The sequence below is a fragment of the Amycolatopsis orientalis DSM 43388 genome, assembly GCF_000411975.1.
Taxonomy (GTDB): Bacteria; Actinomycetota; Actinomycetes; order Mycobacteriales; family Pseudonocardiaceae; genus Amycolatopsis; species Amycolatopsis orientalis_D.
The window spans coordinates 77,953-98,875 of the sequence record NZ_ASXG01000130.1 but is presented as its reverse complement, the minus strand read 5'-3'; the positions used below and the strand labels follow the sequence as shown (position 1 = coordinate 98,875).

Sequence of the window (20,923 nt, the reverse complement as noted above, 5' to 3'; positions counted from 1 at the left end):
GTCTCCTGGGCCTGGCTGCTTTCCCGCGGCCAGGCCCAGGCGGATCGGGAGTAGAGGATGAGGAAGACACTCGCCGCGGCATCGGTCGCGCTCGCCGCGCTGCTGGCCGGGTGCTCGGTCGGTTCCCCGACCGCGGCGGCACCCGCGTCCAGCGCTCCGTCCGCTTCGTCGGCCGCCCTGCCGAAATCGGAACCGGTGTCGCTGGACATCCCGAGCATCGACGCGCATTCCAGCCTCGTTCCGCTCGGGCTCAATCCCGACAATTCGGTGCAAGTGCCGCCGGTCAGCACGCCCATGCAGGCCGGCTGGTACGAAAACGGCCCGACGCCGGGCGAGATCGGCCCCGCAGTCGTGCTCGGGCACGTGGACGGAAACAAGCACAAGGGAATCTTCTACCGGCTCAAGGAAATGAAGCCGGGAGACGACGTCGACATCGCCCGCCGCGACGGCACCACCGCGCACTTCGAGGTGACCAAAGTGGACCAGGTGCCCAAGGACGTCTTCCCGACCGACGCGGTCTACGGCGACACCTCGGATCCGGAGCTGCGCCTGATCACCTGCGGCGGTGCGTTCGACCGGTCCGCACACAGCTATGTGGACAACATCATCGTGTACGCCCACCTGGTGAACGGCGGGCATTGAAAAGACGCTCCCGGTTTTTGTCGGTCCCCGGTGCGACACTGTGGCGGTTGGCACAATTCTGGGAGGAACGCATGATCACCAGGACAGAACCGTGGCCCGCGGGCACTCCGTGCTGGGTCGACTTGATGGTGCCCGACCGCGAGAAGGCGGTCGCGTTCTACGAGTCGCTGCTCGGCTGGACAGTCGAATCCGGCGGCCCGGAGACCGGCTATTACGGAATGGCGCAGATAGCCGGCAAACCGGTGGCGGGCATCGGCCAGATTCCGCCGGAGCAGGCGGGCATGCCGCCGATGTGGACGACGTACCTGTCGGTGTCCGATGTAGACAAAACGGCAGCCGCGATCGCCGAGGCGGGCGGGCAGGTCATCGCCCCGCCGATGGACGTTCTGACCGAGGGCCGGATGGCCATCGCGACCGACCCGACCGGAGCGACGTTCGGCCTGTGGCAACCGGGTCGGCACTCCGGCACGCAGGCCACGCTGACGCCCGGGGCTCCCGCGTGGAACGAATGCATGACCCGGGATTTCGCCGCGGCGAAGCAGTTCTACGGGGATGTGTTCGGATACGGCTTCGGGGACATGTCCGGGCCGGGCTTCACCTACGCGACGCTCGACGTGGACGGCCGGCCAGTCGGCGGCCTCGGCGAGCTGGCGGCAGACAGCACCGCACAACCCGGCTGGGTGACGTACTTCTGGACCGCCGACGCGGACGAGTCGGCCTCCCGCATCCCGGCACTGGGCGGAACGGTGGTGAGCCCGCCGGTGGACACCCCGCACGGCCGGATGGTGGTCGCGGTGGACAACCAGGGGGCGGGATTCTCGTTGATGGCGCCCAACGCACAGTCCGGCACTCAGGACGGGTGGGGGTGACGTCAGGGGTTTCGGCTTGGCTGCGCGAGCTGACCGCGGTGGGCTGACTGGCCGGTGCGATGACGGCCGGGCAGGCGGGGCCTTGTTGCCGGATTGTGCTTGGTCGCGTGGTGGTTGGCGGCCAGGCGCGCCGGGCTGTATCGCCAGGTTGCGATGAGTCGTGCGGCGCTGGTGGCTCGGTGCGGCGAGGTCGTGTTGCCGGGCTGCGCTGGGTCGTGCGGCGCTGGTGGCCAGGCGCGCCGGGCCGCGGTGGCCGGTTGCGCTGAGTTGTGGTGCTGGCGGTCAGCTGCGCCGGGTCGTGTTGTCGGGTTGTGTTGGCGTGCGGCGCTCGTGGCCAGGCGCGCCGCGCCCTGTCGCCGGGCTGTGCTGGCGTGCGGCGCTGGTGGATAGGCACGCCGAGCCGCATTGCCGGTCTGCTCGGGTTGCGTGGCGGCATTGGCAGCGAGGCGTGGCTGGGTCGCGTTGCCAGGCAGGGCGGGGCTGAGTTGCGCGGCGTCGAGCGGCACTGCGAGCTGAGCGGGGCTGATCTTCCAGCGGTCCCGCAGCTGGCATCGGGCCGCATCGATACGGCGGGCGGTGCCCTGCATGGGGCAGACGCAAGGGAGCCCCGAGGGAATTCAGATTCCCCCAGGGCTCCCTCACCGACATTCAGCCAGCCGACCGGCGAACGAAGCTCGACCCGCGCTGGGCGCGCCGGAGATCAGTCCTCCACCCAGTCGAAGGTCTTCGTCACGGCCTTCTTCCAGTTCCGGTATTCCTTCTCCCGCCGGGACTCGTCCATCGACGGGTCCCACTGCTTGTCCTTCGCCCAGTTGGTCCGGATGTCGTCCTCCGACTCCCAGAACCCGACCGCCAGCCCGGCGGCGTAGGCGGCGCCCAGTGCGGTCGTTTCGTTCACCACCGGGCGGATCACCGGCACGCCGAGGATGTCCGCCTGGAACTGCATCAGCAGCTCGTTCACGACCATCCCGCCGTCGACCTTCAGCGACTTCAGCGGGACCCCGGAGTCGGCGTTCATCGCGTCGATCACCTCGCGCGACTGGAACGCCGTCGCCTCCAGCACGGCCCGCGAGAGGTGGCCCTTGTTCACGAACCGGGTCAGGCCGACGATCGCGCCGCGCGCGTCCGAGCGCCAGTACGGGGCGAACAGGCCGGAGAACGCCGGCACGAAGTACGCGCCGCCGTTGTCGTCGACCGTCCGGGCGAATTCCTCGATCTGGGCCGCCGACGAAATCAGCCCCAGGTTGTCCCGCAGCCACTGCACCAGCGAACCGGTGACCGCGACCGAACCCTCCAGCGCGTAGACCGTGTCGTTCGAGCCGATCTTGTAACAGACCGTCGTCAGCAGGCCGTTTTCCGACAGCACCTTCTCCGTGCCGGTGTTCAGCAGCACGAAGTTGCCGGTGCCGTAAGTGTTCTTGGCCTCGCCCGGCGAGAGGCACGCCTGGCCGAACGTCGCCGCCTGCTGGTCGCCCAGGATGCCCGCGATCGGCACCTCGGCGAGGGCTCCGCGCGGGCGGACCTTGCCGTACACCTCCGACGACGACCGGATCTCCGGCAGCATCGACAGCGGAATCCCCATCTCCGCCGCGATCTCCTCGTCCCACTGCAGGGTGTCGAGGTCCATCAGCAGAGTGCGCGACGCGTTCGTCGGGTCCGTCACGTGCACGCCGCCGTCGGTGCCGCCGGTCATGTTCCACAGCACCCAGGTGTCCATGTTGCCGAACACCAGGTCGCCTGCCTCGGCCCTGGCCCGCGCGCCCTCGACGTTGTCGAGGATCCACTTGATCTTCGGGCCGGAGAAATACGTGGCGAGCGGAAGACCGGTCTTCGAGCGATAGCGCTCCTGGCCGCCGCCGAGCGCGCCCAGTTCGGCGGCGATCTTGTCGGTGCGCGTGTCCTGCCAGACAATCGCGTTGTACACCGGCTTCCCGGTCTTGCGGTCCCACACCAGCGCCGTCTCGCGCTGGTTGGTGATGCCGACCGCGGCGATGTCGTTCGGCCGAAGATCGGCCTTGGCGAGCGCGCCCGCGGCGACCGCGCGGGTGTTTTCCCAGATCTCCTCGGCGTTGTGCTCGACCCAGCCCGCCTGCGGGAAGATCTGCTCGTGCTCGCGCTGGTCGACCGCGACGACACGGCCGGAGTGGTCGAAGATCATGCAACGCGTCGACGTGGTGCCCTGGTCGATCGCGGCGACATACGAAGTCATGGATTTCCTCCAGGAAAGGGGATCAGGTCAGGTTGTGCACGCCGAGCCAGACCACCGCGGCCAGCGCCGCGCCGACCAGCGGCCCGACGACCGGCACCCACGAGTAGCCCCAGTCGGGGTCGCGCTTGCCCTTGATCGGCAGCAGGAACGCGTACGCGAGCCGCGGGCCCAGGTCGCGGGCCGGGTTGATGGCGTAGCCGGTCGGCCCGCCGAGCGAAATGCCGATCACCAGCACGACGAACGCCACGCCCGCGTAGCCGAGTGCCGCGTTGCCGAACTCCGGGCCGGACGAGGCGTTCTTGTAGACCGGGTTGAACAGGATCCAGCCGACCAGCACGAAGGTGCCGATGATCTCGGTGACCAGGTTCCACGCCTTGTTCCGGATCTGCGGGGCGGTGGAGAAGATGCCCAGCGTCTCCTCGGGATTCGGGTGGTCGTCGAACTGCAGTTTGTAGGTCAGCCAGCACAGCACCGCGCCGAGGATCGCGCCGAGCATTTCCCCGACGAGGTAATACGGCACGACCGTCCACGAAACCTTGCCCGAAATGGCAAGCCCCAGCGTGACCGCCGGGTTGAGGTGCGCGCCGGTCGGCGCGGCGATGCTGGCCCCGGCGAACACGCCGAAGCCCCACCCGAAAGTGATGAACAGGGTGCCGGCTTGAAAGCCGTTGTTCTTGCGCAGCACCACGTTGGCCACCACGCCGTTGCCCAATAACAGGAGCACCGCTGTGCCGAGCGTCTCCCAGACGATGATCGCACCCGGACTCAGACTCTGACTCACGCTTTCCGCACCTCCACACTGGACAGTCTGTGCAGGGCCGATCACGTCCGGCCACCGCCCCGTAGCCGACCCCAGTCCGCGGCACGTTACCGGTGCGTACGCGCGCAATCCATAAGCCGGGCGAACCAATGTGACCATGATCGTCATGGGTTCCGCCACACGTGTCACCTCGGGGTCAGCAGACGATCACGCAAGCGTGCGATGCTGGGGAAGGTGGAGCACGAGGAGGAACGAGTGGTGACGAACCCGCACAACGGCAGCGACCCGGCCCAGCTGGGTCCGGCGGGCCGGGAGGAATCCTGGCGGCGCTTCGGCGAAGAGACCTTCGACCTGGTCGTGATCGGCGGCGGGGTCGTCGGCGCGGGCACGGCGCTCGACGCGGCGACCCGCGGCCTGCGGGTGGCTCTCGTCGAGGCCCGCGACCTCGCGTCCGGCACCTCGAGCCGGTCGAGCAAGCTCTTCCACGGCGGTCTGCGGTACCTCGAACAGCTCGAGTTCGGCCTGGTGCGCGAAGCGCTGCACGAGCGCGAGCTGATGCTGACGAAGATCGCCCCGCACCTCGTGAAGCCGGTGAGCTTCCTGTACCCGCTGACGCACCGGATCTGGGAGCGTCCCTACACCGCCGCCGGTCTGCTGATGTACGACACGATGGGCGGCGCCCGGTCGGTGCCGGGCCAGAAACATCTCACCCGCGCGGGTGCCCTCCGAATGGTCCCGGCGCTCAAGCGGTCCGCGCTCATCGGCGGCATCCGGTACTACGACGCGCAGGCGGACGACGCCCGGCACACGATGACCGTCGCGCGCACCGCCGCGCATTACGGCGCGGTGGTCCGGACCTCCACCCAGGTCGTCGGCTTTCTGCGCGAAGCGGACCGGATTTCCGGCGTGCGCGTGCGCGACGTCGAGGACGGCCGCGAGACCGAGATCCAGGCCGGCGCGGTGGTCAACTGCACCGGCGTGTGGACCGACGAACTGCAGCGGCTGTCCGGCGGCCGCGGCCGGTTCCGCGTGCGGGCCAGCAAGGGCGTGCACATCGTGGTTCCGCGCGACCGGATCGTGTCGGAGTCCGGGATGATCCTGCGCACCGAGAAGTCGGTGCTGTTCGTGATTCCGTGGCGCAACCACTGGATCGTCGGCACCACCGACACCGACTGGAACCTCGACCTCGCCCACCCGGCGGCCACCAAGCACGACATCGATTACCTGCTCGAGCACGTGAACTCGGTGCTCGCGACGCCGCTGACGCACGACGACATCGAAGGCGTGTACGCGGGCCTGCGGCCGCTGCTGGCCGGGGAGAGCGAAGAGACGTCGAAGCTGTCGCGCGAGCACGCGGTCGCGCGGGTCGCGCCGGGCCTGGTCGCGATCGCGGGCGGCAAGTACACGACGTACCGGGTGATGGCGGCCGACGCCGTCGACGCCGCGGTGGTCGACCTGCCCGGCCGCCCGCCGTCGTCGATCACCGACAAGGTCCCGCTGCTCGGCGCGGACGGCTACCACGCGCTGGTCAACCAGGCCGACCACCTGGCCGCGGAGCACGGGCTGCACCCGTACCGCGTGCGGCACCTGCTCGACCGCTACGGCTCGCTGGTGCACGAGGTGCTGGCGCTCGCGGCGGACCGGCCGGAGCTGCTCAAGCCGATCGAGTCGGCCCCGGATTACCTCGGCGTGGAGGTCGTGTACGCGGCCAGCCACGAGGGTGCGCTGCACCTGGAGGACGTCCTCGCTCGCCGCACGCGGATCTCCATCGAGTACGCCCACCGCGGCATCGACTGCGCGGAGCAGGTCGCGCAGCTGGTGGCCGGCGTGCTGGGCTGGTCGGAGGAGACGACCAAGCGCGAGGTCGAGGTCTACCGGGCGCGCGTCGAGGCCGAGCGGGATTCGCAGCTGCAGCCGACGGACGAATCGGCGGACGCGCTGCGGGCGGCGGCTCCGGAGGCCCGGGCCGGGCTGATCGAGCCGGTCAGCTGAGTCTTTCCTCGTGGGTGCCGGGAAGCACCGGCACTCACGAGGGCTTGCGCACCCAGCGGATGAGCGTTTCCCCGCTGGGCGAGGGCCGGTCTTCGGGCCCGACGCGGGTGAACCCGGCCCGCTTCGCGACGATTTCGGACGCGGTGTTGCTTTCGTCGTGCCGGTAAGCGATTTCGTGCAGGCCCAGCCGGGCGAAGCCGAACTGGATCGCGGCCGACAGCCCGACCGCGGCGATGCCTTTGCCCCGTTCGGCCGGGTGCGTCCACACCGACGCCTCGGCGGTGCCGAAGCGGAGGTCCAGGTCGCGCAGGCCGACCTCGCCGAGCAACCGGCTGGTCGCCGGTTCGGCCACGGCCCACGAACATCGCTCGTCGCACGCCCACTGCGCAGCGCGCAGCGTGATGTACTCGGTGGCCTCGTCGGGGGTGCGCAACCGGTAGTTCAGCACGTACCGCCGATGCTGCGGGTCCGCGAACGCCTCCATCAGCGCGGGCCGGTCGTCGAGGTGCCGGTCCGCGCGGAGCTGACGCAGGTAGTACGCGCCCGCGTTGATGTCCACGGGTTCCACGGACTCGAGCCTAACCGTCCGGAGGCGCGAAACGGCTGCGTGCCGCGTCACGGCCGGGGTGAGCGCAGGGTGAAATTTCGCCGGCCGGGCGTGCTCGGACGGACTCAAGCGGTTCCGGGCGAGGAGATCGCCGGGAACTCCGCGTGCACGGCGGTCCCTTCCCCTGGTGCGGACTCGATGGCCAGCGAACCCGCCACTCGCTGCACGCGCTGGCGCATCGCTTCCAGGCCGAAGCCGGTGCCGTCGCCGCGGTCGCCGGGGGCGAACCCCTTTCCGTCGTCCCGGACATCGAGCAGGACCAGGTCGCTGGTGTAGGTCAGGGTGAGGCCGATCCGGCTGGCCCGCGCGTGTTTTTCCGCGTTGGCCAAGGCTTCCTGCGCCACCCGGTACAGCGCTACTTCCAGGTCCGGAAGCAACGGCCGAGCGTCCCCTTCGACGTTGGCGGTCACCGTGGCACCAGAGGTGTCGGACACGCGATTCGCCAATCCTGCCAACGCTTCCGGCAGGTGCGAGTCCGCCAACGGCTCCGGTCGCAACGCCTGCACTGCTCGACGCGCCTCGGTGAGACTGTCCTTCGCCAGTGTGTGCACGTGGTCGAGATGCCGTTGCCGTTCCGCCGCTTCGGTGGCCCGGTCGGCGGCCTGCAGCTGAGTGACGATGCCGGTCAAACCCTGCGCGACAGTGTCGTGAATTTCGCGAGCCATCCGCTGTCGCTCGTCGAGCACCCCTGCCTCTCGGGCTTGGGTCAGCAATTGTGCATGCAGTGCCGCGTTTTCCGTCAATGCCGTTTCCAGCCGCGCGTTCGACTGTGCGAGTTTCTCGTTGGTACGACGGCGTTGCTCGTTCTCCGCGCCGACGAACCACGCCGCGTACAGAATCGGCCCGACGATCGACACCGCGGTGAGCCACGGTGGCGACGGTTGCCAAATTCCCTTGGCCAGCAACGGAACCACTGCGGTCGCGGCCGCGGCGAAGATGCTCCACCGCGTGGGGAACAATACGAACGCGATCGGATAGCCGATCGAAGCGAAGGCGGTGAACGGATCCAGCCGCGAAGTGAGAACGGTCGCGCCGGCCAACAGCACGAGGAAGAAGCCAACGGCCAGCCACGGTTTTCGCGTGCGCTGCGGAAAAACGGGGATCAGCAGCAGCAACCACAGTCCGGTCGCCGCAGCGAAAAGCAACGTGGTGCGCCACTGCGCGGGATCGCCGTGCGGCTGCCCGGCGGCGATGCTCGTGCACACCGCGAGTGCCAGAATCCCGACCCCGGCGAACACCGGGCCGGCCCATCGCTCGGCCTTCGGATCGACCGAACCCGGCCGCAGCCCCATCATCGGGCTGAGCCGCGGCGTGCGTTCGGGCGAGCTCAGCGCCGCCGCCATCCGCCGAACAGGACCAGCAGCAACGGCAGCGCGAACACGATCAGCAGCCGCCCGCGCGTCAGGACGAGCACGATGACCGCCAACGCGATCGAAAGCGGCAGCGAATACCGCATCACGAACGCGCCGAGCCCGCCGCCGTCGTTGCCGTTGCGGGCGGGCGGGACGACCGGTTCCGGCTGGGCCGTGGCCAGCAGCGCGCTCGGCCGCGGCGAGGGCAGATCCTCGAACAGCGGCACCAGTTCGCTGACCAGTTTGGCTGACGTGACCTTCGCCGAGCGGCTGCCGTACTCGTCGATGTCGAGGCGTCCGGTGCGGACGTGCTCGGAGAGGACGTCGAGCGCGTCCTGCCGTTCGGCGTCACTCAGCCGCAGGTCAGCCATGGTCCGCCTCAGCGGTCCAGCCGGCGCTGGCGCCGGTGCTCGTCACGCATCGCCCGGAACTCCTCGCGGCGCTCGCGATGCCGGTCGTGGTGATGGTGGTCATGGTGCTCGAAACCCTTGCCCCAGAGAGCACGGCCGACCGCGGTGAGCGCGATCGGCGCGAAAATCACCGGCCACCCCGCGGTGCCGGTGGCGATCAGGGCGATCGCGGCGATCCACACCAGCGGGACCAACGCGGCGACGGCGCGTTGCCCGGCCGACCATTCCGGCTGCCGCGCGGCGACCTCGCCGGACGCCGCGGGCTGCGGCACGGGCCTCGGGTCCGCGGCTGGTTCCGGCGCGGCGGTCGCACCCGCGCCGAACACCGGATGCGGCACCGGAAGGTCGGCGAACAGTTCGCCCAGTTCGCCCCGCGTTTTGGCCGCGGTGATCCGGGCGGATCGTTCGCCGTACTCGTCGATGTCGATCCGTCCCGCGCTCATGTGCTCGCCGAGCGCGTGCAGCGCGGACTCTCGCTCCTGGTCGCTGATCCGCAGCTGCGGAGACGGAACCTCAGTCACGTAGTCGATGGTAGGCCGCGCGAGCGCGCGGCACCCACGACATTCAGCACAACTTCAGTCCTTGAGCTCCAAGAGTTGCGTTCCCTGTGTGACCGCGGAGCCGATCTCGACCGAAAGCCCGGTGACCGTGCCCGCTTTGTGTGCGGTGACCGGGTTTTCCATCTTCATCGCCTCGAGCACCACGATCAGCTCGCCCGCCTCGACGTGCTGGCCTTCCTCGACCGCGATCTTCACGATGGTGCCCTGCATCGGCGCGGTGACCGCGTCGCCACTCACCGCTGCCTTCGCGCCGCCGGCCCGCTTTCGCGGCTTGGCCTTCGTAGCCGCGGGCGCGCCGCCGCCTTCGAGGGCGAAGCCGCCGGGCAGCGAAACCTCGAGCCGGCGTCCGCCGACCTCGACCACGACGTTCTGCCGCGGCGCCTCTTCCTCGGCCTCGACGTCCGGGGCGACGAACGGCTCGATCTGGTTGTCGAACTCGGTCTCGATCCAGCGGGTGTGCACGCTGAAGCCGTTCTCGTCGCCGACGAACGCCGGGTCGTTCACGATCACGCGGTCGAACGGCAGCACCGTCGCCATGCCCTCGACCTCGAATTCGGCCAGCGCGCGCCGGCTGCGTTCCAGCGCGTTCTGTCGGTCCGAGCCGGTCACGATGAGCTTGGCGAGCATCGAGTCGAACTGGCCGCCGATCACGCTGCCGGATTCGACGCCGGAGTCGACGCGCACGCCCGGGCCGGAAGGGGCGACGAACTTGGTGACCGTGCCCGGCGCGGGCAGGAAGCCGCGGCCGGCGTCCTCGCCGTTGATGCGGAACTCGATCGAGTGGCCGCGCGGAGTCGGGTCCTCGGTGATCCGGAGCTTCTCGCCGCGCGCGATGCGGAACATCTCGCGGACGAGGTCGATGCCGGTGGTCTCCTCCGACACCGGGTGCTCGACCTGCAGCCGGGTGTTCACCTCGAGGAAGGAAATGGTGCCGTCCACCGCGACGAGGTACTCCACGGTGCCCGCGCCGTAGTAGCCGGCTTCCTTGCAGATGGCCTTGGCGGACTCGTGGATCCGGGCGCGCTGGTCGTCGGAGAGGAACGGCGCGGGGGCCTCTTCCACCAGCTTCTGGTGGCGGCGCTGCAGCGAGCAGTCGCGGGTGCCGACGACGATCGCGTTGCCGTGCTGGTCGGCCAGCACCTGCGCCTCGACGTGCCGCGGCTTGTCCAGGTAGCGCTCCACGAAGCATTCGCCGCGGCCGAACGCGGCCACCGCCTCCCGCGTCGCGGACTCGAACAGCTCCGGGATTTCTTCGCGGGTGCGGGCGACCTTCAGGCCGCGGCCGCCGCCGCCGAACGCCGCCTTGATCGCGACCGGCAGGCCGTGCTCGTCGGCGAACGCGATGATCTCGTCGGCGTCCTTCACCGGCTCCTTGGTGCCGGGCACCAGCGGCGCGCCCGCGCGCATCGCGATGTGCCGCGCGGTCACCTTGTCGCCGAGGTCGCGGATCGACTGCGGGCTCGGCCCGATCCAGGTCAGGCCCGCGTCGAGGACGGCCTGGGCGAAGTCGGCGTTCTCGGAAAGGAAGCCGTAGCCGGGGTGGACCGAATCGGCACCGGCCCGCTTGGCGGCGTCGAGGATCTTGTCGATCGCGAGGTAGCTCTCGGCCGCCGTGGTCCCGCCGAGGGCGAACGCCTCGTCGGCGAGCCGCACGTGCGGGGCGTCGCGGTCCGGATCCGCGTACACGGCCACGCTCTGCAGGCCCGCGTCCTTCGCGGCCCGGATCACGCGAACCGCGATCTCGCCCCGGTTCGCGATCAGGACCTTGGTCACCGGACCGCCCGTGCTCGCGGTGTCCTGCTCGCTCACCACATACCTCCCGTGCCCGTCGCCGCGCTGCTGGTCAACCGGGAGTCTACGGACCCCGGCGGGGCCAGGATTGAGAGGTGGACCACCCAGTTCGGTCCTGTTTATACCCGTCCGGTGGGGGCCTGATGCCGCAGTTCGGCCGGTAGTTCGGAGTCCAGCACGATCACGTCGTAGGGGTTGACCTGGTGCACCAGAGCCAGGTTCTCGGTGTTGACCAGGATCCACGGCTGGTGTTCGCCGCAGCAGTCGACGAGCCGGTCGAGCGCGGTGAACGCGACCAGCGCGGTGCGGCCGTCCGGGGTGCGGCGCAGTTCGACGTTGGCTCCGGTCTGGCCGTCGGTGGTCGGTCCGGCGGGTCCGGTCGGCAGGTAGAGGGCCGGGGGCAGATTGGGGTTCGTCACTCGGACAACATAGACGGCCACGGTGTGCAAGGTCGCTTACAGTCTCGGATATGCGGACTAGGCCGAAGCGCGTCCCGCGATCCGCGCTGCTCACCGCCGTTCTGGCGGCGGTGGTCACGGCGGCGGCGCTCGTCGTGGTCGTCGTGCTGCGGCCGAAGCCGGACGGCGCGGTGACCATGGCCCCGCGCGAGCCCGCCGCCGCTCCGGTCGAGGGATCGTCCTCGACCTGCGGAAACGGCCCGTGCCGGCAACTGGCCGCGGTGAGCGTCGGCGGGACTCCGGTGGTGTTGCTGGCGGACGCCGCGGGCGGATGGGGCCGGGTCCAGGTCGGGCAGCAGCCGGGCACCGAGTTCGAACTGGCGATCACGAACCTGGGCGCGAAGCTGTCCGCGACTTCGTTGCGCTGCATCGACGGGTCGACCGCCGCGTGCCTGATCCGCGGCGACGCGACGGGCGGCTCGTACGGGGAACTGCTCACCGAATCCGGCGGTGTGTGGCGCGACTACGGCAAACCGTATTTCTCTGACGCGGGTTCGCTGTCTCTCTATGACGTGAGCCAGGACGGCCGTCCGGACGTGATCGTCGTCCGGCACGAATGCCCGCAGGCGGTCTCCGGCTCGCCGCGTTGCCAGGCGGCGCCGGTGGTGGCGGAGGTCTACGAACTCGACGGCGCGGTGATGGGCTGCACGAGCACCGTCACCGCGCCGTCGAATTTCCGGGGCTGGCCGGACGTCGAGCTGAAGAAGTCCCAGCTGCGGCGTTGTTCCGGCAGTTCCTGATCGCTCAGACGGTCGCGGGCCGGGCGGCGCTGCCCTCGTCGGCGTGGTTCGGGCGAGCGGTCTGCGTGCCGAGAATTTCGTCGTCGAGCAGGCCCTCGCTGCGCGCGACGATCGTCGGGACCACGATCTGGCCGGCGACATTCGTGGCCGTGCGCATCATGTCCATGATCGGGTTGACCGAATAGATCAGCGCGATGCCGAGCGCGACCTGCTTCGCGTCGAGACCGATGAACGCGGTGGTCAGGGTGAGCGCGGTCAGCCAGCCGGTGGTGCCCGCGGTGGCCAGCGCGCCGACCACGGCGACGACCACGATGCCGACGTACTGCCCGAAGCTCAGCGGCACCCCGGCGAGATTGGCGATGAAGATCGCGCCGATCGCCGGGAACACCGCGGCGCAACCGTCCATTTTGGTCGCACTGGCGAGCGGGGTGGCGAAGGCGGCGTATCCAGGAGCAACGCCGAGGTTGACCGCGGACTGTCGGGTCAGCGGCAGCGTCGCGGAACTCGACTGCGACGCGAACGCGAACTGGATCGCGGTTCCCGCCTTGGCGAAGAACGTCAGCGGGCTCACCTTCGCGACGAACTGCAGCAGGATCGGGTAGACCACGAACAGCACCAGCAAGCAGCCGACGTACACCGCGAGCGTGGTCGAGAGCAGCGGACGGAACAGCGCGTCGCCGTAGTTGGAGACGGCGGCCCCGATCAGGCCGATGATGCCGATGGGCGCGAGGCGCACGATCCAGCCGAGGTAGCGCTGGACGATTTCGAAGACGCTCGTGGTGAATTCGACGAACGGTTTCGCCTTGTCGCCGAGGCTGTAGGCGGCGGCGCCGATCACGACTGCGAGGAAGAGCACCTGGAGCGTGCTGCCCTCGGCGAAGGCGGAGAAGAAGTTCTCCGGCAGCAGGCCCTTGATGAAGGCGTCCCAGGAACCCCAGTGGCTCATGCTCTTGGCGGCCTTGTCGGCGTTCTTCGCGGTGGCCGCGACGCCCGCGCCAAGCCCGCCGGAGCCGGGGTTGAACAGCTTGCCGATCGCGATCCCGATCAGCGAGGCGATGAACGACGTGATCGCGAACCACAGCACGGTCTTGCCGCCGAGCCGCGCGGCGGCACGGCCGCCGCCGAGGCCGCGGAGGCTGTTGATGCCGACCACGATCGCGGTGAAGACCAGCGGGATCACCGCGATCTGCAGCAGGGTCGTGAAGATCGTGCCGATGCGGTCGAGGGTGTCGGTCAGCCAGCCGGCTTCCGTGGTCCGCGCGAGCACGCCGAGGCCGGCGCCCACGACGAGCGAGCCGAGAACGGCCGCGGCGAACACGCGCGGCTTGGTGTACGTCCTGACGAAGGACATGTGCCACCCCAGAGAGGTCGAGAGTTTCCGCTGGCCCGGGTGCGGGCCGGAGTCGACTTTCCCTGATCACTCGTCCGAGTGACACATCGTCCCAATATGTGAACTAGTTCCACATTTCGGTGACGCTGACGCCCACCTCGCCGAGGAGCTGCCGCAGCAGCGGAAGGCTGATCCCGATCACACTGGACGGGTCCCCCTCGACGCCCTCGACGAACCACCCGCCGAGCGCGTCGAGCGTGAACGCGCCCGCGACGTGCAGCGGTTCGCCGGTGGCGACGTAGGCGTCGATCTCGGCCTGGCTGGGGTTGGCGAAGTGCACGGTGGTGGACCGGGTGCCGGAGGCTTCCTTGGTGCGCTGCCCGCCGTCGAGCCGGACCACGGCGTGCCCGGTGAGCAGGACGCCGGAGCCGCCGGCCATCCGCGCCCAGCGCTCCTTCGCGATTTCGGCGGTGGCGGGCTTGCCGACCATCTCGCCACCGATGGAAAGCATCGAATCGCAGGCGACGATCACGGCATCGGATTCGGAAACCATCTCGACAACGGCGTTGGCCTTGGCTTTCGCGAGAGCCAAGACGAGTTCGGCAGGTTCCGGATCAGTGAGCGCGGCCGCGACGGCGTCCTCGTCGACACCGGACACGACAACGGCCGGATCGAGACCAGCACTGCGCAACACAGCGAGACGGGCGGGGGACTGGGAGGCGAGGACTAGACGCACGGTCGAACGCTACCTCGGAGGGGGTGGGTGGTGGGGTGGAGGTTGTGCACCTGGCCGAGGTGGCGGGGTGAGCGGCTTGAGCGGCGGTGCTGGGCGGCGTTGTGGTGTACCGGCGAGCCCACGCTTGATTGCCGTGTGGTGTGGGGCGCGACTGTGGTGCGGCGCTCGGGGGTGCGTCGGTGGCCGGGGTGTCTGGGTGAGCGGCTAGGGCCGCGGCGCTGTGGGGCGTCGCGGCCGGGCGCGCCGGTGGCTAGCCGAGCGGCCCGGACGGCTTCCTGGGCAGGTGCGGGGTGAGCGGCGTGGGCTGTGCGGCCTGTCTGTCGGCGTCGGTTGACCGCGCGGCTGTGGATGTGGAGAGCGGATTCGGTGGTGCACCGCGACTTCACGTCATGTGGCGTCGGGCGCAACCGTGGTGCGGCGCTCGGGGCGCGCCGGTGGCCGACGTGGCTGGATGTGCGGCATGGGCGGATTGCGGGCGGGCGCGAGCGCTGTGGGCGGTGCGGCCTGTCTCTGGGCGTCAGTAGATCGCGCGGCTGTTGATGTGGAGAGCGTCGTGCGGATTTGGCGGTGCATCGCGACTTCACAGCGTGTGGTGTGGTCGAGTTGCGGCGCTCGGAGCGCACCGGTGGCGGAGGTGAGCGGCCCGGACGGCAACCACGCGACGTGCGCGGTGGGCGCGCTGGGCCGCGCCTAGGTGGTGGTCGCGATTGGCGGGCTTCGCGGGTGCGTGGGTTCTCTGCGGCGTGGGCCGTCCCTGGGCACGGTCGGTTCGGGCGGGGGCGTGAGTGTTTGCGGGGCTGAGCGGTGTGCGGGACGAGCGGTCTGGACGATGCCTAGGTCGTAGGTGCGCGCGTGCAGCTGCCTCTGGACATCGGTATCGCGCAGCTGCGGCTGTGGAGAGCGCGGATTTGCGGTGCACCGCGACTTCACTCGCTGCCTCCGCGGCTTCCTCCCGCGCCGCTTCGCTCCGCGCCCGCCCTGCCCCGGCTGGGTTGCCCAGCCGGGGCCCACGGTCAGTGTGCGGGTTCCGGAGTCGGGGTGGTCGGCGCTGGTGTGTGCGGCCTCGGCGACACTCGGCGCAGCACTGCTGCGGACAGGATTCCCAGGATCAGCACCGCGATCGGCAGGATCAGCGTCGCGCGGGCGGCGTCGGTGAGTCCATTGTGGACTACCTCGCTGGCGAGGCGGCCCGCTTGCTCGGCGAGGTTCGCTGGGAGGCCCGGCATCGGGGCTGGGCCGCCGGAGGAGCCGAATTCGCCGGTGGACGCGGCGGCGTGGCCGATTCCTTCGGTGAACGGCGCGCGGTACTGCTCCGGCAGTCGCGCGGCCGCGGTGGTGGCTTCGCTCGCGATCGACGCGCTGATCCTCGCCTGCAGCAGCACACCGATCGCCGCGCTGCCCAGGACGCCGCCTACCTGGCGGGCGGTGTTGAAAATGCCCGACGCGGTACCGGTGAGCCGCGGCTCGACCGACGCCATCGTCAGGTTGCTCATCGGCGAGAAGATGCACCCGACTCCCAGCCCGCACACCAGCAGGGCCGGGATCAGCGCCCACGGGCTCGTGTCCGGCCGGGCTTGCAGCGCGATGATGCCGACGCCCGCGGCCAGCAGGGCCAGGCCGCCCATTACCAGGTATTTGCCGTTGATTTTGTCCGAGGCCCGGCCGACGAACGGCGCGATCACCCCGGAGAGCAGCGACATCGGGGCGGTGAGCAGACCGGCCATGGTGGGGGAGAGGCCGAGTACCGTCTGGATGTAGATGATCAGCGGCAGGAACATGCCGGTCATGGTGAAGCCGACCGTCGTCGCGGTGAGCGTGCCGGCGGAGAAGTTTCGGTTCACGAATACCGCCAGCGGGACCAGCGGTTCCCGGCGGTTGTAGTGCTGCCACAGCACGAAACCGATCAGCAGCACCACGCCGGCCCCGATGATTTCGAACACCGTGATGCCGCCGAACACCGTGCCCCAGTCGTACTGCTGTCCATTTTGGACGCCGAACACCACGCAGAACAGTCCGGCGGCGGACAGCAGAATGCCGAGCAGGTCGAACGAATGCGAGTGTTTCGGCTGCCAGTCCGGCACCAGCCACAACGTCAGTGCGATGGCGACGACGCCGATCGGCACGTTCACATAGAAGATCCACTCCCAGCCGAGGTGCTGCACCAGCACGCCGCCCAGCAACGGGCCGGTGATGGTGGCCAGCCCGGCCACACCGCCCCACGCGCCCATCGCGGGGCCGCGTTTCGCGGGCGGGAACAGGTGGGTGATGAACGCCAGCGTCTGCGGCGTCATCAGCGCGGCACCGAGGCCCTGCACGGCACGGGCGGCGATCAGCATCTCGACGTTGCCGGACAGGCCGCACCACAGCGACGACGCGGTGAACACCACGAGCCCGGCGACGAACACGCGTTTCGGGCCGAAGCGGTCGCCGAGGCGGCTGGTGAACAGCATCGGCACGGCGTAGGTGAGCAGGTAGACGCTGATCACCCACACCACCGAGTTCAGCCCGGCGCCGAGGTGCTGCAGCATGGCGGGCACTGCGATCGACACGATCGTGGTGTCCAGCAGGATCATGAAAAACCCGATACAGAGCGCGCTGAGCGCGGCCCACGGGTTAACCGGTCTTGCGTTCATCGTTGTCCTTGAGCTTGAGTTTCTTGTCCTGAAAAGGGATCCGGCCGCTGTCGAGGTCCGCGAACAGCTGCTCGATCCAGGCGAGCTCGAACTTCCGCTGTGCCGCGCTGAACCGGAAGTCGAGCCAGTAGATTTCGGGGGTGCCGTCGGATTCCAGCTGTTCGACGATCACCTCGTCGGAGGCCACGGCCGCGCGCAGCCGGGTGAGCCGGTGCTCCAGTTCGAGCATCGCCACGTCGCGTCCGAGGTCGTCGATCACGGCGAGTCCGCTGAGCACGTCGCGGTAGTCCGGCACCACGTCGCCCAGCATTTGCCGGGCTCGTTCCTGGAAGGCGTCCTTGCCCGCGGCCGTCATCGCATACACCGTGCGCTCCGGCCGCCTGCCGTCCCGCTGGGTTTCGACCACGTCGATGAAACCGTTGCGCTGCAACCGGTCCACCGTGTGATAGAGCGACCCTGCCTTGAGCTTCACGCGGGTCTCGACGTGCCGCTCCCGCATGAGCTGCGCCATTTCGTACGGGTGCATCGGCCGCTCGTGCAGCAGCTCGAGCACGGCGACGCCCAGTGCCGTGAGCTTGGCCGCGACCATGACGGTGTCCTCCAGAAACGTCAATCGAGTGATCCCACATGGGTTATTCCACGTGGACTATACGGTGTGGAGCAAGCTGCGGTCCAGCGTGATCCGCGCTGGTGAGCAGCCTGTCGCTGACGGTGATGGGTGCTGCGAGATGGGGAGAGCGTAACGACGACCACCGACAAAAACCGGCGATCGCCTGTTCGACGGTCCTTTCGCGCCCTGGACGAGCCGGTTGCCGGAGGCGGGTGGCCCGGGCCAGGATCAGCTGATGGGCGAGAACCGGGCAGTGGCTTGGGACGGCTTTTTCAACACCAGAGACCTCGGCGGTCTGCCGACCCGATCCGGCGGAAGCACGGAACCCGGCCAGTTCTACCGATCCGCCAGTCTCCGTTTCGGCACCGAAGAGGGCTGGACCCAGGCGCGTGCGCAGCCGTGCCGTCGGAATCAGGCGCCTCGAAGTCCCCGCCCGAAGCTGTGTCCACCTCCATCGGACACATCGGGGACCAGGCCGCGGTGCTCGACGTCCGCGACGACCTCGTCCGCGCCGGAATGGCCGCGGACGAGGTCGACCGCATTCAGGCCCGGCTCAGTCGGTGACCTGGTGCAGTTGCCGCGCCCGGCGGCTGCCCAGCGAATACCACCCGGCGAGCGCGGTGCCGACAGTGAGCGCGGCCGCGCTGATGCCCAGCGACCAGTGCACCCCGACCGCGGAACCGAGCAGTCCCACGGTGAATCCGCTGCCTGCGCGAAGACCGTTGGCGGACACGCTGTACACGCCGATCACGCGCCCGCGTTCCTCTGGTTTCGCCAGCAACTGCACGACGGTCTGGCCGATGGACATCGACGCCAAGTTGGCCACGCCGCCGATCACCAGCAACGCCACCGCGATCGGGTAGCTGGCGGTCATCGCGAAAAACAGGCTGGAGATCCCGTAGATCGCCGTGCTGATCACCGCGGCGGGCACGTTGGGTTTGATCTTCCCGGTCGCTTCCAGCAGGATCCCGCCGATCACGCCGCCCGCGCCGTTGGCGAACAGCAGCACGCCGTACGCGGTTCCGGCGCTGCCCGCGCCGAGGTCCTGCGCGAAGATCGGCATCGAACTCTGCATCGAGGCACCGACGAAGAACGCGCCGAGCCCGGCGAGGATGATCATCCCGACCATGGTCGGGTTCCCGCTGATTTCCTTCATGACCCGCACCGAATCCATCAGTCCGACCCTCGGCCGGCGGATGATTCCGCCGTCTCGGGTGTGTCCGGTGAACTTGGTGCGGAACAGGAACACGGTCAGCGGCAGGTAGAACGCGACGTTCACGAAAATGCCCGCCACCGGCCCGAGTCCGAGCAGCAGCGCCGAACCGACGACCGGGCCGAAGAGAATGCCGAGGCTGCGGAAGGTGGCGTTGAGCCGGACCGCGCTGGGCAATTCGGCGGGGCCGACGAAATCGTGCAGCATCAGCTGCTCGCCCGGACCCCAGATCGCGCCCGCGGAGCCGTGCAAAATCAGCAGTACGCAGGCATTCCACACCTCGAGCGTGTCGGTGAGGATCAGCACGCCCCACGCCGCGGACACCGCCATGAACAGCGCCTGTGCGGCCTGGATGATCCGGCGGCAGTCGTGCCGGTCGGCCAAGCCCCCGAAGTACACCGAGAACAGCAGGAACGGCACCCAGTGGCTGATCACCTCGAACCCGGTCAGCGCGGGCGACTGGAATTTCTCCCACAGCACCCAATAGGTGATGACGTGCTCGATGTTGTCGGCCATCATCGCGAGGCCGGTGCCGATCAGATACGGACGGCAATCCTTGTTGTAGAGCGCCGCGAATTTGCGCGGGGCCGCCGCGGCAACCTCGGCTTCGGGTTGGTGCGTCGGCACCCCGCACGCGGAACACATGACTGAGAACCCCCTAGTGAGCTGGTGCTCGTAACGCTAGACGAGACGTTGCGTCTTGGCTAGACTTCTTCGCGTGGGCGACGTCACTGGGCCCGGCGGGCGCCGGCATCACGGGAACCGTTACGGCCGCAGCGAGGACGCGCGCCGAGCGGTTCTGCACGCGGTCGACGATCTGCTGGTGGAGGTCGGTTTCGCCGGGCTCACGATGGAAGGCATCGCGGCCCGGGCGGGAGTCGGCAAGCAGACTGTCTACCGCTGGTGGCCGTCCAAAGTGGACATTCTGCTCGAGGCGCTTGGCGACGACCTCGTGGAGGAGCTTTCCCCGCCCGACTCCGGCGATCTCCGCGAGGACCTCTGCACGCACCTAGCCGCGATCGCGTCATTCCTGACCACCGCCGATGCTGGCGCGGTGTTCCGTGCGCTGCTCGGCCAGGCGCAGCACGACCCGGAGCTGGCGCGGCGGCTGCGCGAGGTGCACATCCGCGCCCAGCGCGCGCGTGACCGGCTACCGCTCGAACGCGCCGTCGCCCGCGGCGAATTGCCGTCGGACGTCGACCTGGACAGCGCGGTCGAGCAACTCGTCGGGCCGATCCACTACCGCGTCCTGGTCACCGGCGCTTCGGTTCCGCCGGAATTCACCCATGGCCTGGTTGAGCGATTCCTCCGGGAGCACCGCCGCGAGTAGGCTCCGGGAGACATGGGAACGGTCTTGTGGCTGGTCGGACTGGCTGTCGCCGCCGCGGTCGTGGCCGGGATTGTCTGGATTTTCCGGGATCGCGCCGCCGGGCTCGATCAGCGGTTGCGCGCGGCCGAACAGGCTTCGCGCTGGCGATTCCTGCAGCAGCGATGGGAGTCGGAACCGATGGCCCGGCTCGCGACCGTGCAGCAGGTGCACGCGCTCACCCAGAACGGTGGCTGCCAGGTCCGGATCGTCTGGACGGACAGTTACCACGCCGAGGACGTCGAGATCGAGCACGATCAAGCCGACGCGGGCGATTACCTGCTGCTGCGCGGGGTCGGGCCGTTCGGTTCGATCACCCGGCAGGAGTTGCTGGCGCACGCGGGTGCGGACGCGCCGGACTGGGCGCAACGGGGGCGATGAGCCACCACCGCCGCGGGTAGTCGCGAGCCCCGGCCACCGCTCACGAGAACCTCAGCGAGGCAAGGCCGAAGCGCGCCAAGCCCCGTCGCCAGCCGCCGCCGGCGCGTGCACCGCGGCGGCCCGGTCACCCCACCACGACGTACGACGCGGTTTGGGCGCGGGTGCCGACGCCGAAGCGGCAGTGGCCACCACCGCGGTGAGCGCGGCGAGTTCGGCGTCGTCCGGGTTGCCGCGGACGACGCGGAGCAGGGGAGTGTCCGTCAT

The 20,923-nt window shown here is 69.4% G+C and carries 21 protein-coding genes and 1 pseudogene; 8 read left to right on the top strand and 14 right to left on the bottom strand.

Annotated elements, in window-relative coordinates:
• Positions 1-57 precede the first annotated feature (57 nt).
• Both L942_RS27755 and L942_RS27750 read left to right on the top strand, forming a co-directional pair.
• Positions 58-642 carry a class F sortase gene (locus L942_RS27755; protein ID WP_037366013.1) on the top strand — a complete coding sequence of 195 codons (585 nt, stop codon included), beginning with the start codon at positions 58-60 and terminating at the stop codon, positions 640-642.
• A 71-nt stretch (positions 643-713) separates the two neighbouring features.
• Positions 714-1,511 (top strand): VOC family protein, encoded by a 798-nt coding sequence (locus L942_RS27750; protein WP_037366009.1) that lies wholly within the window; start codon positions 714-716, stop codon positions 1,509-1,511.
• 700 nt (positions 1,512-2,211) lie between these two features.
• Here the strand turns inward: L942_RS27750 and glpK are convergent.
• The gene (gene glpK / locus L942_RS27745; RefSeq protein WP_037366005.1) at positions 2,212-3,720 is read right to left on the bottom strand and encodes a glycerol kinase GlpK; all 1,509 of its coding nucleotides are present in this window, start codon (positions 3,718-3,720) and stop codon (positions 2,212-2,214) included.
• A gap of 22 nt (positions 3,721-3,742) precedes the next feature.
• Positions 3,743-4,489, bottom strand: coding sequence for an MIP/aquaporin family protein (locus tag L942_RS27740; RefSeq protein WP_037366090.1), 747 nt, complete (start codon positions 4,487-4,489; stop codon positions 3,743-3,745).
• Positions 4,490-4,702: 213 nt separating this feature from the next.
• Here L942_RS27740 and L942_RS27735 point away from each other — a divergent pair, with 213 nt between their 5' ends.
• Positions 4,703-6,472: a glycerol-3-phosphate dehydrogenase/oxidase gene (locus L942_RS27735; RefSeq protein ID WP_051166289.1), complete on the top strand. Its 1,770-nt coding sequence runs from the start codon at positions 4,703-4,705 to the stop codon at positions 6,470-6,472.
• A gap of 34 nt (positions 6,473-6,506) precedes the next feature.
• Here L942_RS27735 and L942_RS27730 read toward each other — a convergent pair whose 3' ends face one another.
• The 6 genes from L942_RS27730 to L942_RS27705 form a co-directional block, all read right to left on the bottom strand.
• A complete protein-coding gene (locus L942_RS27730; RefSeq protein ID WP_200862936.1) occupies positions 6,507-7,040 on the bottom strand; it encodes a GNAT family N-acetyltransferase in 534 nt (177 codons plus the stop codon).
• Positions 7,041-7,144: 104 nt separating this feature from the next.
• On the bottom strand, positions 7,145-8,422 hold the full coding sequence (locus L942_RS27725; RefSeq protein WP_037366001.1) for a sensor histidine kinase: 1,278 nt from the start codon (positions 8,420-8,422) through the stop codon (positions 7,145-7,147).
• A complete protein-coding gene (locus L942_RS27720; protein WP_037365999.1) occupies positions 8,407-8,802 on the bottom strand; it encodes a DUF1707 SHOCT-like domain-containing protein in 396 nt (131 codons plus the stop codon). The genes L942_RS27725 and L942_RS27720 overlap by 16 nt, the downstream gene beginning before the upstream one ends.
• 8 nt (positions 8,803-8,810) lie before the next feature.
• Entirely contained in the window at positions 8,811-9,362 is a 552-nt protein-coding gene (locus L942_RS27715) for a DUF1707 SHOCT-like domain-containing protein (protein ID WP_037365997.1), read from the bottom strand.
• Between the two features lie 54 nt (positions 9,363-9,416).
• A complete protein-coding gene (locus tag L942_RS27710; protein WP_037365995.1) occupies positions 9,417-11,210 on the bottom strand; it encodes an acetyl/propionyl/methylcrotonyl-CoA carboxylase subunit alpha in 1,794 nt (597 codons plus the stop codon).
• A 101-nt stretch (positions 11,211-11,311) separates the two neighbouring features.
• Positions 11,312-11,611, bottom strand: coding sequence for an SAV_915 family protein (locus L942_RS27705; RefSeq protein ID WP_037365993.1), 300 nt, complete (start codon positions 11,609-11,611; stop codon positions 11,312-11,314).
• A gap of 50 nt (positions 11,612-11,661) precedes the next feature.
• Here L942_RS27705 and L942_RS27700 point away from each other — a divergent pair, with 50 nt between their 5' ends.
• Positions 11,662-12,390 carry a hypothetical protein gene (locus tag L942_RS27700; protein WP_037365991.1) on the top strand — a complete coding sequence of 243 codons (729 nt, stop codon included), beginning with the start codon at positions 11,662-11,664 and terminating at the stop codon, positions 12,388-12,390.
• A gap of 4 nt (positions 12,391-12,394) precedes the next feature.
• Here L942_RS27700 and L942_RS27695 read toward each other — a convergent pair whose 3' ends face one another.
• From L942_RS27695 to L942_RS27680, 4 genes are all read right to left on the bottom strand, one after another.
• On the bottom strand, positions 12,395-13,741 hold the full coding sequence (locus L942_RS27695; protein WP_037365990.1) for a dicarboxylate/amino acid:cation symporter: 1,347 nt from the start codon (positions 13,739-13,741) through the stop codon (positions 12,395-12,397).
• Positions 13,742-13,844: 103 nt separating this feature from the next.
• Positions 13,845-14,456, bottom strand: coding sequence for a Maf family protein (locus tag L942_RS27690; RefSeq protein WP_037365988.1), 612 nt, complete (start codon positions 14,454-14,456; stop codon positions 13,845-13,847).
• Between the two features lie 1,013 nt (positions 14,457-15,469).
• Entirely contained in the window at positions 15,470-17,089 is a 1,620-nt protein-coding gene (locus L942_RS27685) for a DHA2 family efflux MFS transporter permease subunit (protein ID WP_081655257.1), read from the bottom strand.
• Positions 17,070-17,678 carry a PadR family transcriptional regulator gene (locus tag L942_RS27680; protein WP_037366084.1) on the bottom strand — a complete coding sequence of 203 codons (609 nt, stop codon included), beginning with the start codon at positions 17,676-17,678 and terminating at the stop codon, positions 17,070-17,072. The genes L942_RS27685 and L942_RS27680 overlap by 20 nt, the downstream gene beginning before the upstream one ends.
• A gap of 256 nt (positions 17,679-17,934) precedes the next feature.
• On the opposite strand from L942_RS27680, the pseudogene L942_RS45575 reads away from it, so the two are divergent.
• Positions 17,935-18,078: pseudogene (locus L942_RS45575) on the top strand (tyrosine-protein phosphatase); the annotation flags it as partial.
• 62 nt (positions 18,079-18,140) lie between these two features.
• Positions 18,141-18,263, top strand: coding sequence for a hypothetical protein (locus tag L942_RS45930; protein WP_268745748.1), 123 nt, complete (start codon positions 18,141-18,143; stop codon positions 18,261-18,263).
• Here L942_RS45930 and L942_RS27675 read toward each other — a convergent pair.
• Complete coding sequence (locus L942_RS27675; RefSeq protein WP_235079437.1) at positions 18,253-19,539, bottom strand: MFS transporter; 1,287 nt, start codon at positions 19,537-19,539, stop codon at positions 18,253-18,255. The two genes, L942_RS45930 and L942_RS27675, sit on opposite strands and share 11 nt — an antisense overlap.
• Positions 19,540-19,630: 91 nt before the next feature.
• Between L942_RS27675 and L942_RS27670 the strand changes: the two genes are divergently transcribed.
• Both L942_RS27670 and L942_RS27665 read left to right on the top strand, forming a co-directional pair.
• Positions 19,631-20,242: a TetR/AcrR family transcriptional regulator gene (locus tag L942_RS27670; RefSeq protein ID WP_037365984.1), complete on the top strand. Its 612-nt coding sequence runs from the start codon at positions 19,631-19,633 to the stop codon at positions 20,240-20,242.
• A 12-nt stretch (positions 20,243-20,254) separates the two neighbouring features.
• The gene (locus L942_RS27665) at positions 20,255-20,659 is read left to right on the top strand and encodes a hypothetical protein (RefSeq protein ID WP_037365983.1); all 405 of its coding nucleotides are present in this window, start codon (positions 20,255-20,257) and stop codon (positions 20,657-20,659) included.
• Between the two features lie 51 nt (positions 20,660-20,710).
• On the opposite strand, the gene L942_RS27660 is transcribed toward L942_RS27665, so the two are convergent.
• Positions 20,711-20,923 (bottom strand): acyl-CoA carboxylase epsilon subunit, encoded by a 213-nt coding sequence (locus L942_RS27660; RefSeq protein WP_037365982.1) that lies wholly within the window; start codon positions 20,921-20,923, stop codon positions 20,711-20,713.

Bases quoted from the DNA above. Each gene is read 5' to 3' on its own strand.
- L942_RS27700 (WP_037365991.1), top strand. From the start codon at position 11,662: ATGCGGACTAGGCCGAAGCGCGTCCCGCGATCCGCGCTGCTCACCGCC.
- L942_RS27750 (WP_037366009.1), top strand. From the start codon at position 714: ATGATCACCAGGACAGAACCGTGGCCCGCGGGCACTCCGTGCTGGGTC.
- L942_RS27725 (WP_037366001.1), bottom strand. From the start codon at position 8,422: ATGGCGGCGGCGCTGAGCTCGCCCGAACGCACGCCGCGGCTCAGCCCG.
- glpK (WP_037366005.1), bottom strand. From the start codon at position 3,720: ATGACTTCGTATGTCGCCGCGATCGACCAGGGCACCACGTCGACGCGT.
- L942_RS27695 (WP_037365990.1), bottom strand. From the start codon at position 13,741: ATGTCCTTCGTCAGGACGTACACCAAGCCGCGCGTGTTCGCCGCGGCC.
- L942_RS27720 (WP_037365999.1), bottom strand. From the start codon at position 8,802: ATGGCTGACCTGCGGCTGAGTGACGCCGAACGGCAGGACGCGCTCGAC.
- L942_RS27755 (WP_037366013.1), top strand. From the start codon at position 58: ATGAGGAAGACACTCGCCGCGGCATCGGTCGCGCTCGCCGCGCTGCTG.
- L942_RS27685 (WP_081655257.1), bottom strand. From the start codon at position 17,089: ATGAACGCAAGACCGGTTAACCCGTGGGCCGCGCTCAGCGCGCTCTGT.
- L942_RS27680 (WP_037366084.1), bottom strand. From the start codon at position 17,678: ATGGTCGCGGCCAAGCTCACGGCACTGGGCGTCGCCGTGCTCGAGCTG.
- L942_RS27660 (WP_037365982.1), bottom strand. From the start codon at position 20,923: ATGACGGACACTCCCCTGCTCCGCGTCGTCCGCGGCAACCCGGACGAC.
- L942_RS27665 (WP_037365983.1), top strand. From the start codon at position 20,255: ATGGGAACGGTCTTGTGGCTGGTCGGACTGGCTGTCGCCGCCGCGGTC.
- L942_RS27735 (WP_051166289.1), top strand. From the start codon at position 4,703: ATGCTGGGGAAGGTGGAGCACGAGGAGGAACGAGTGGTGACGAACCCG.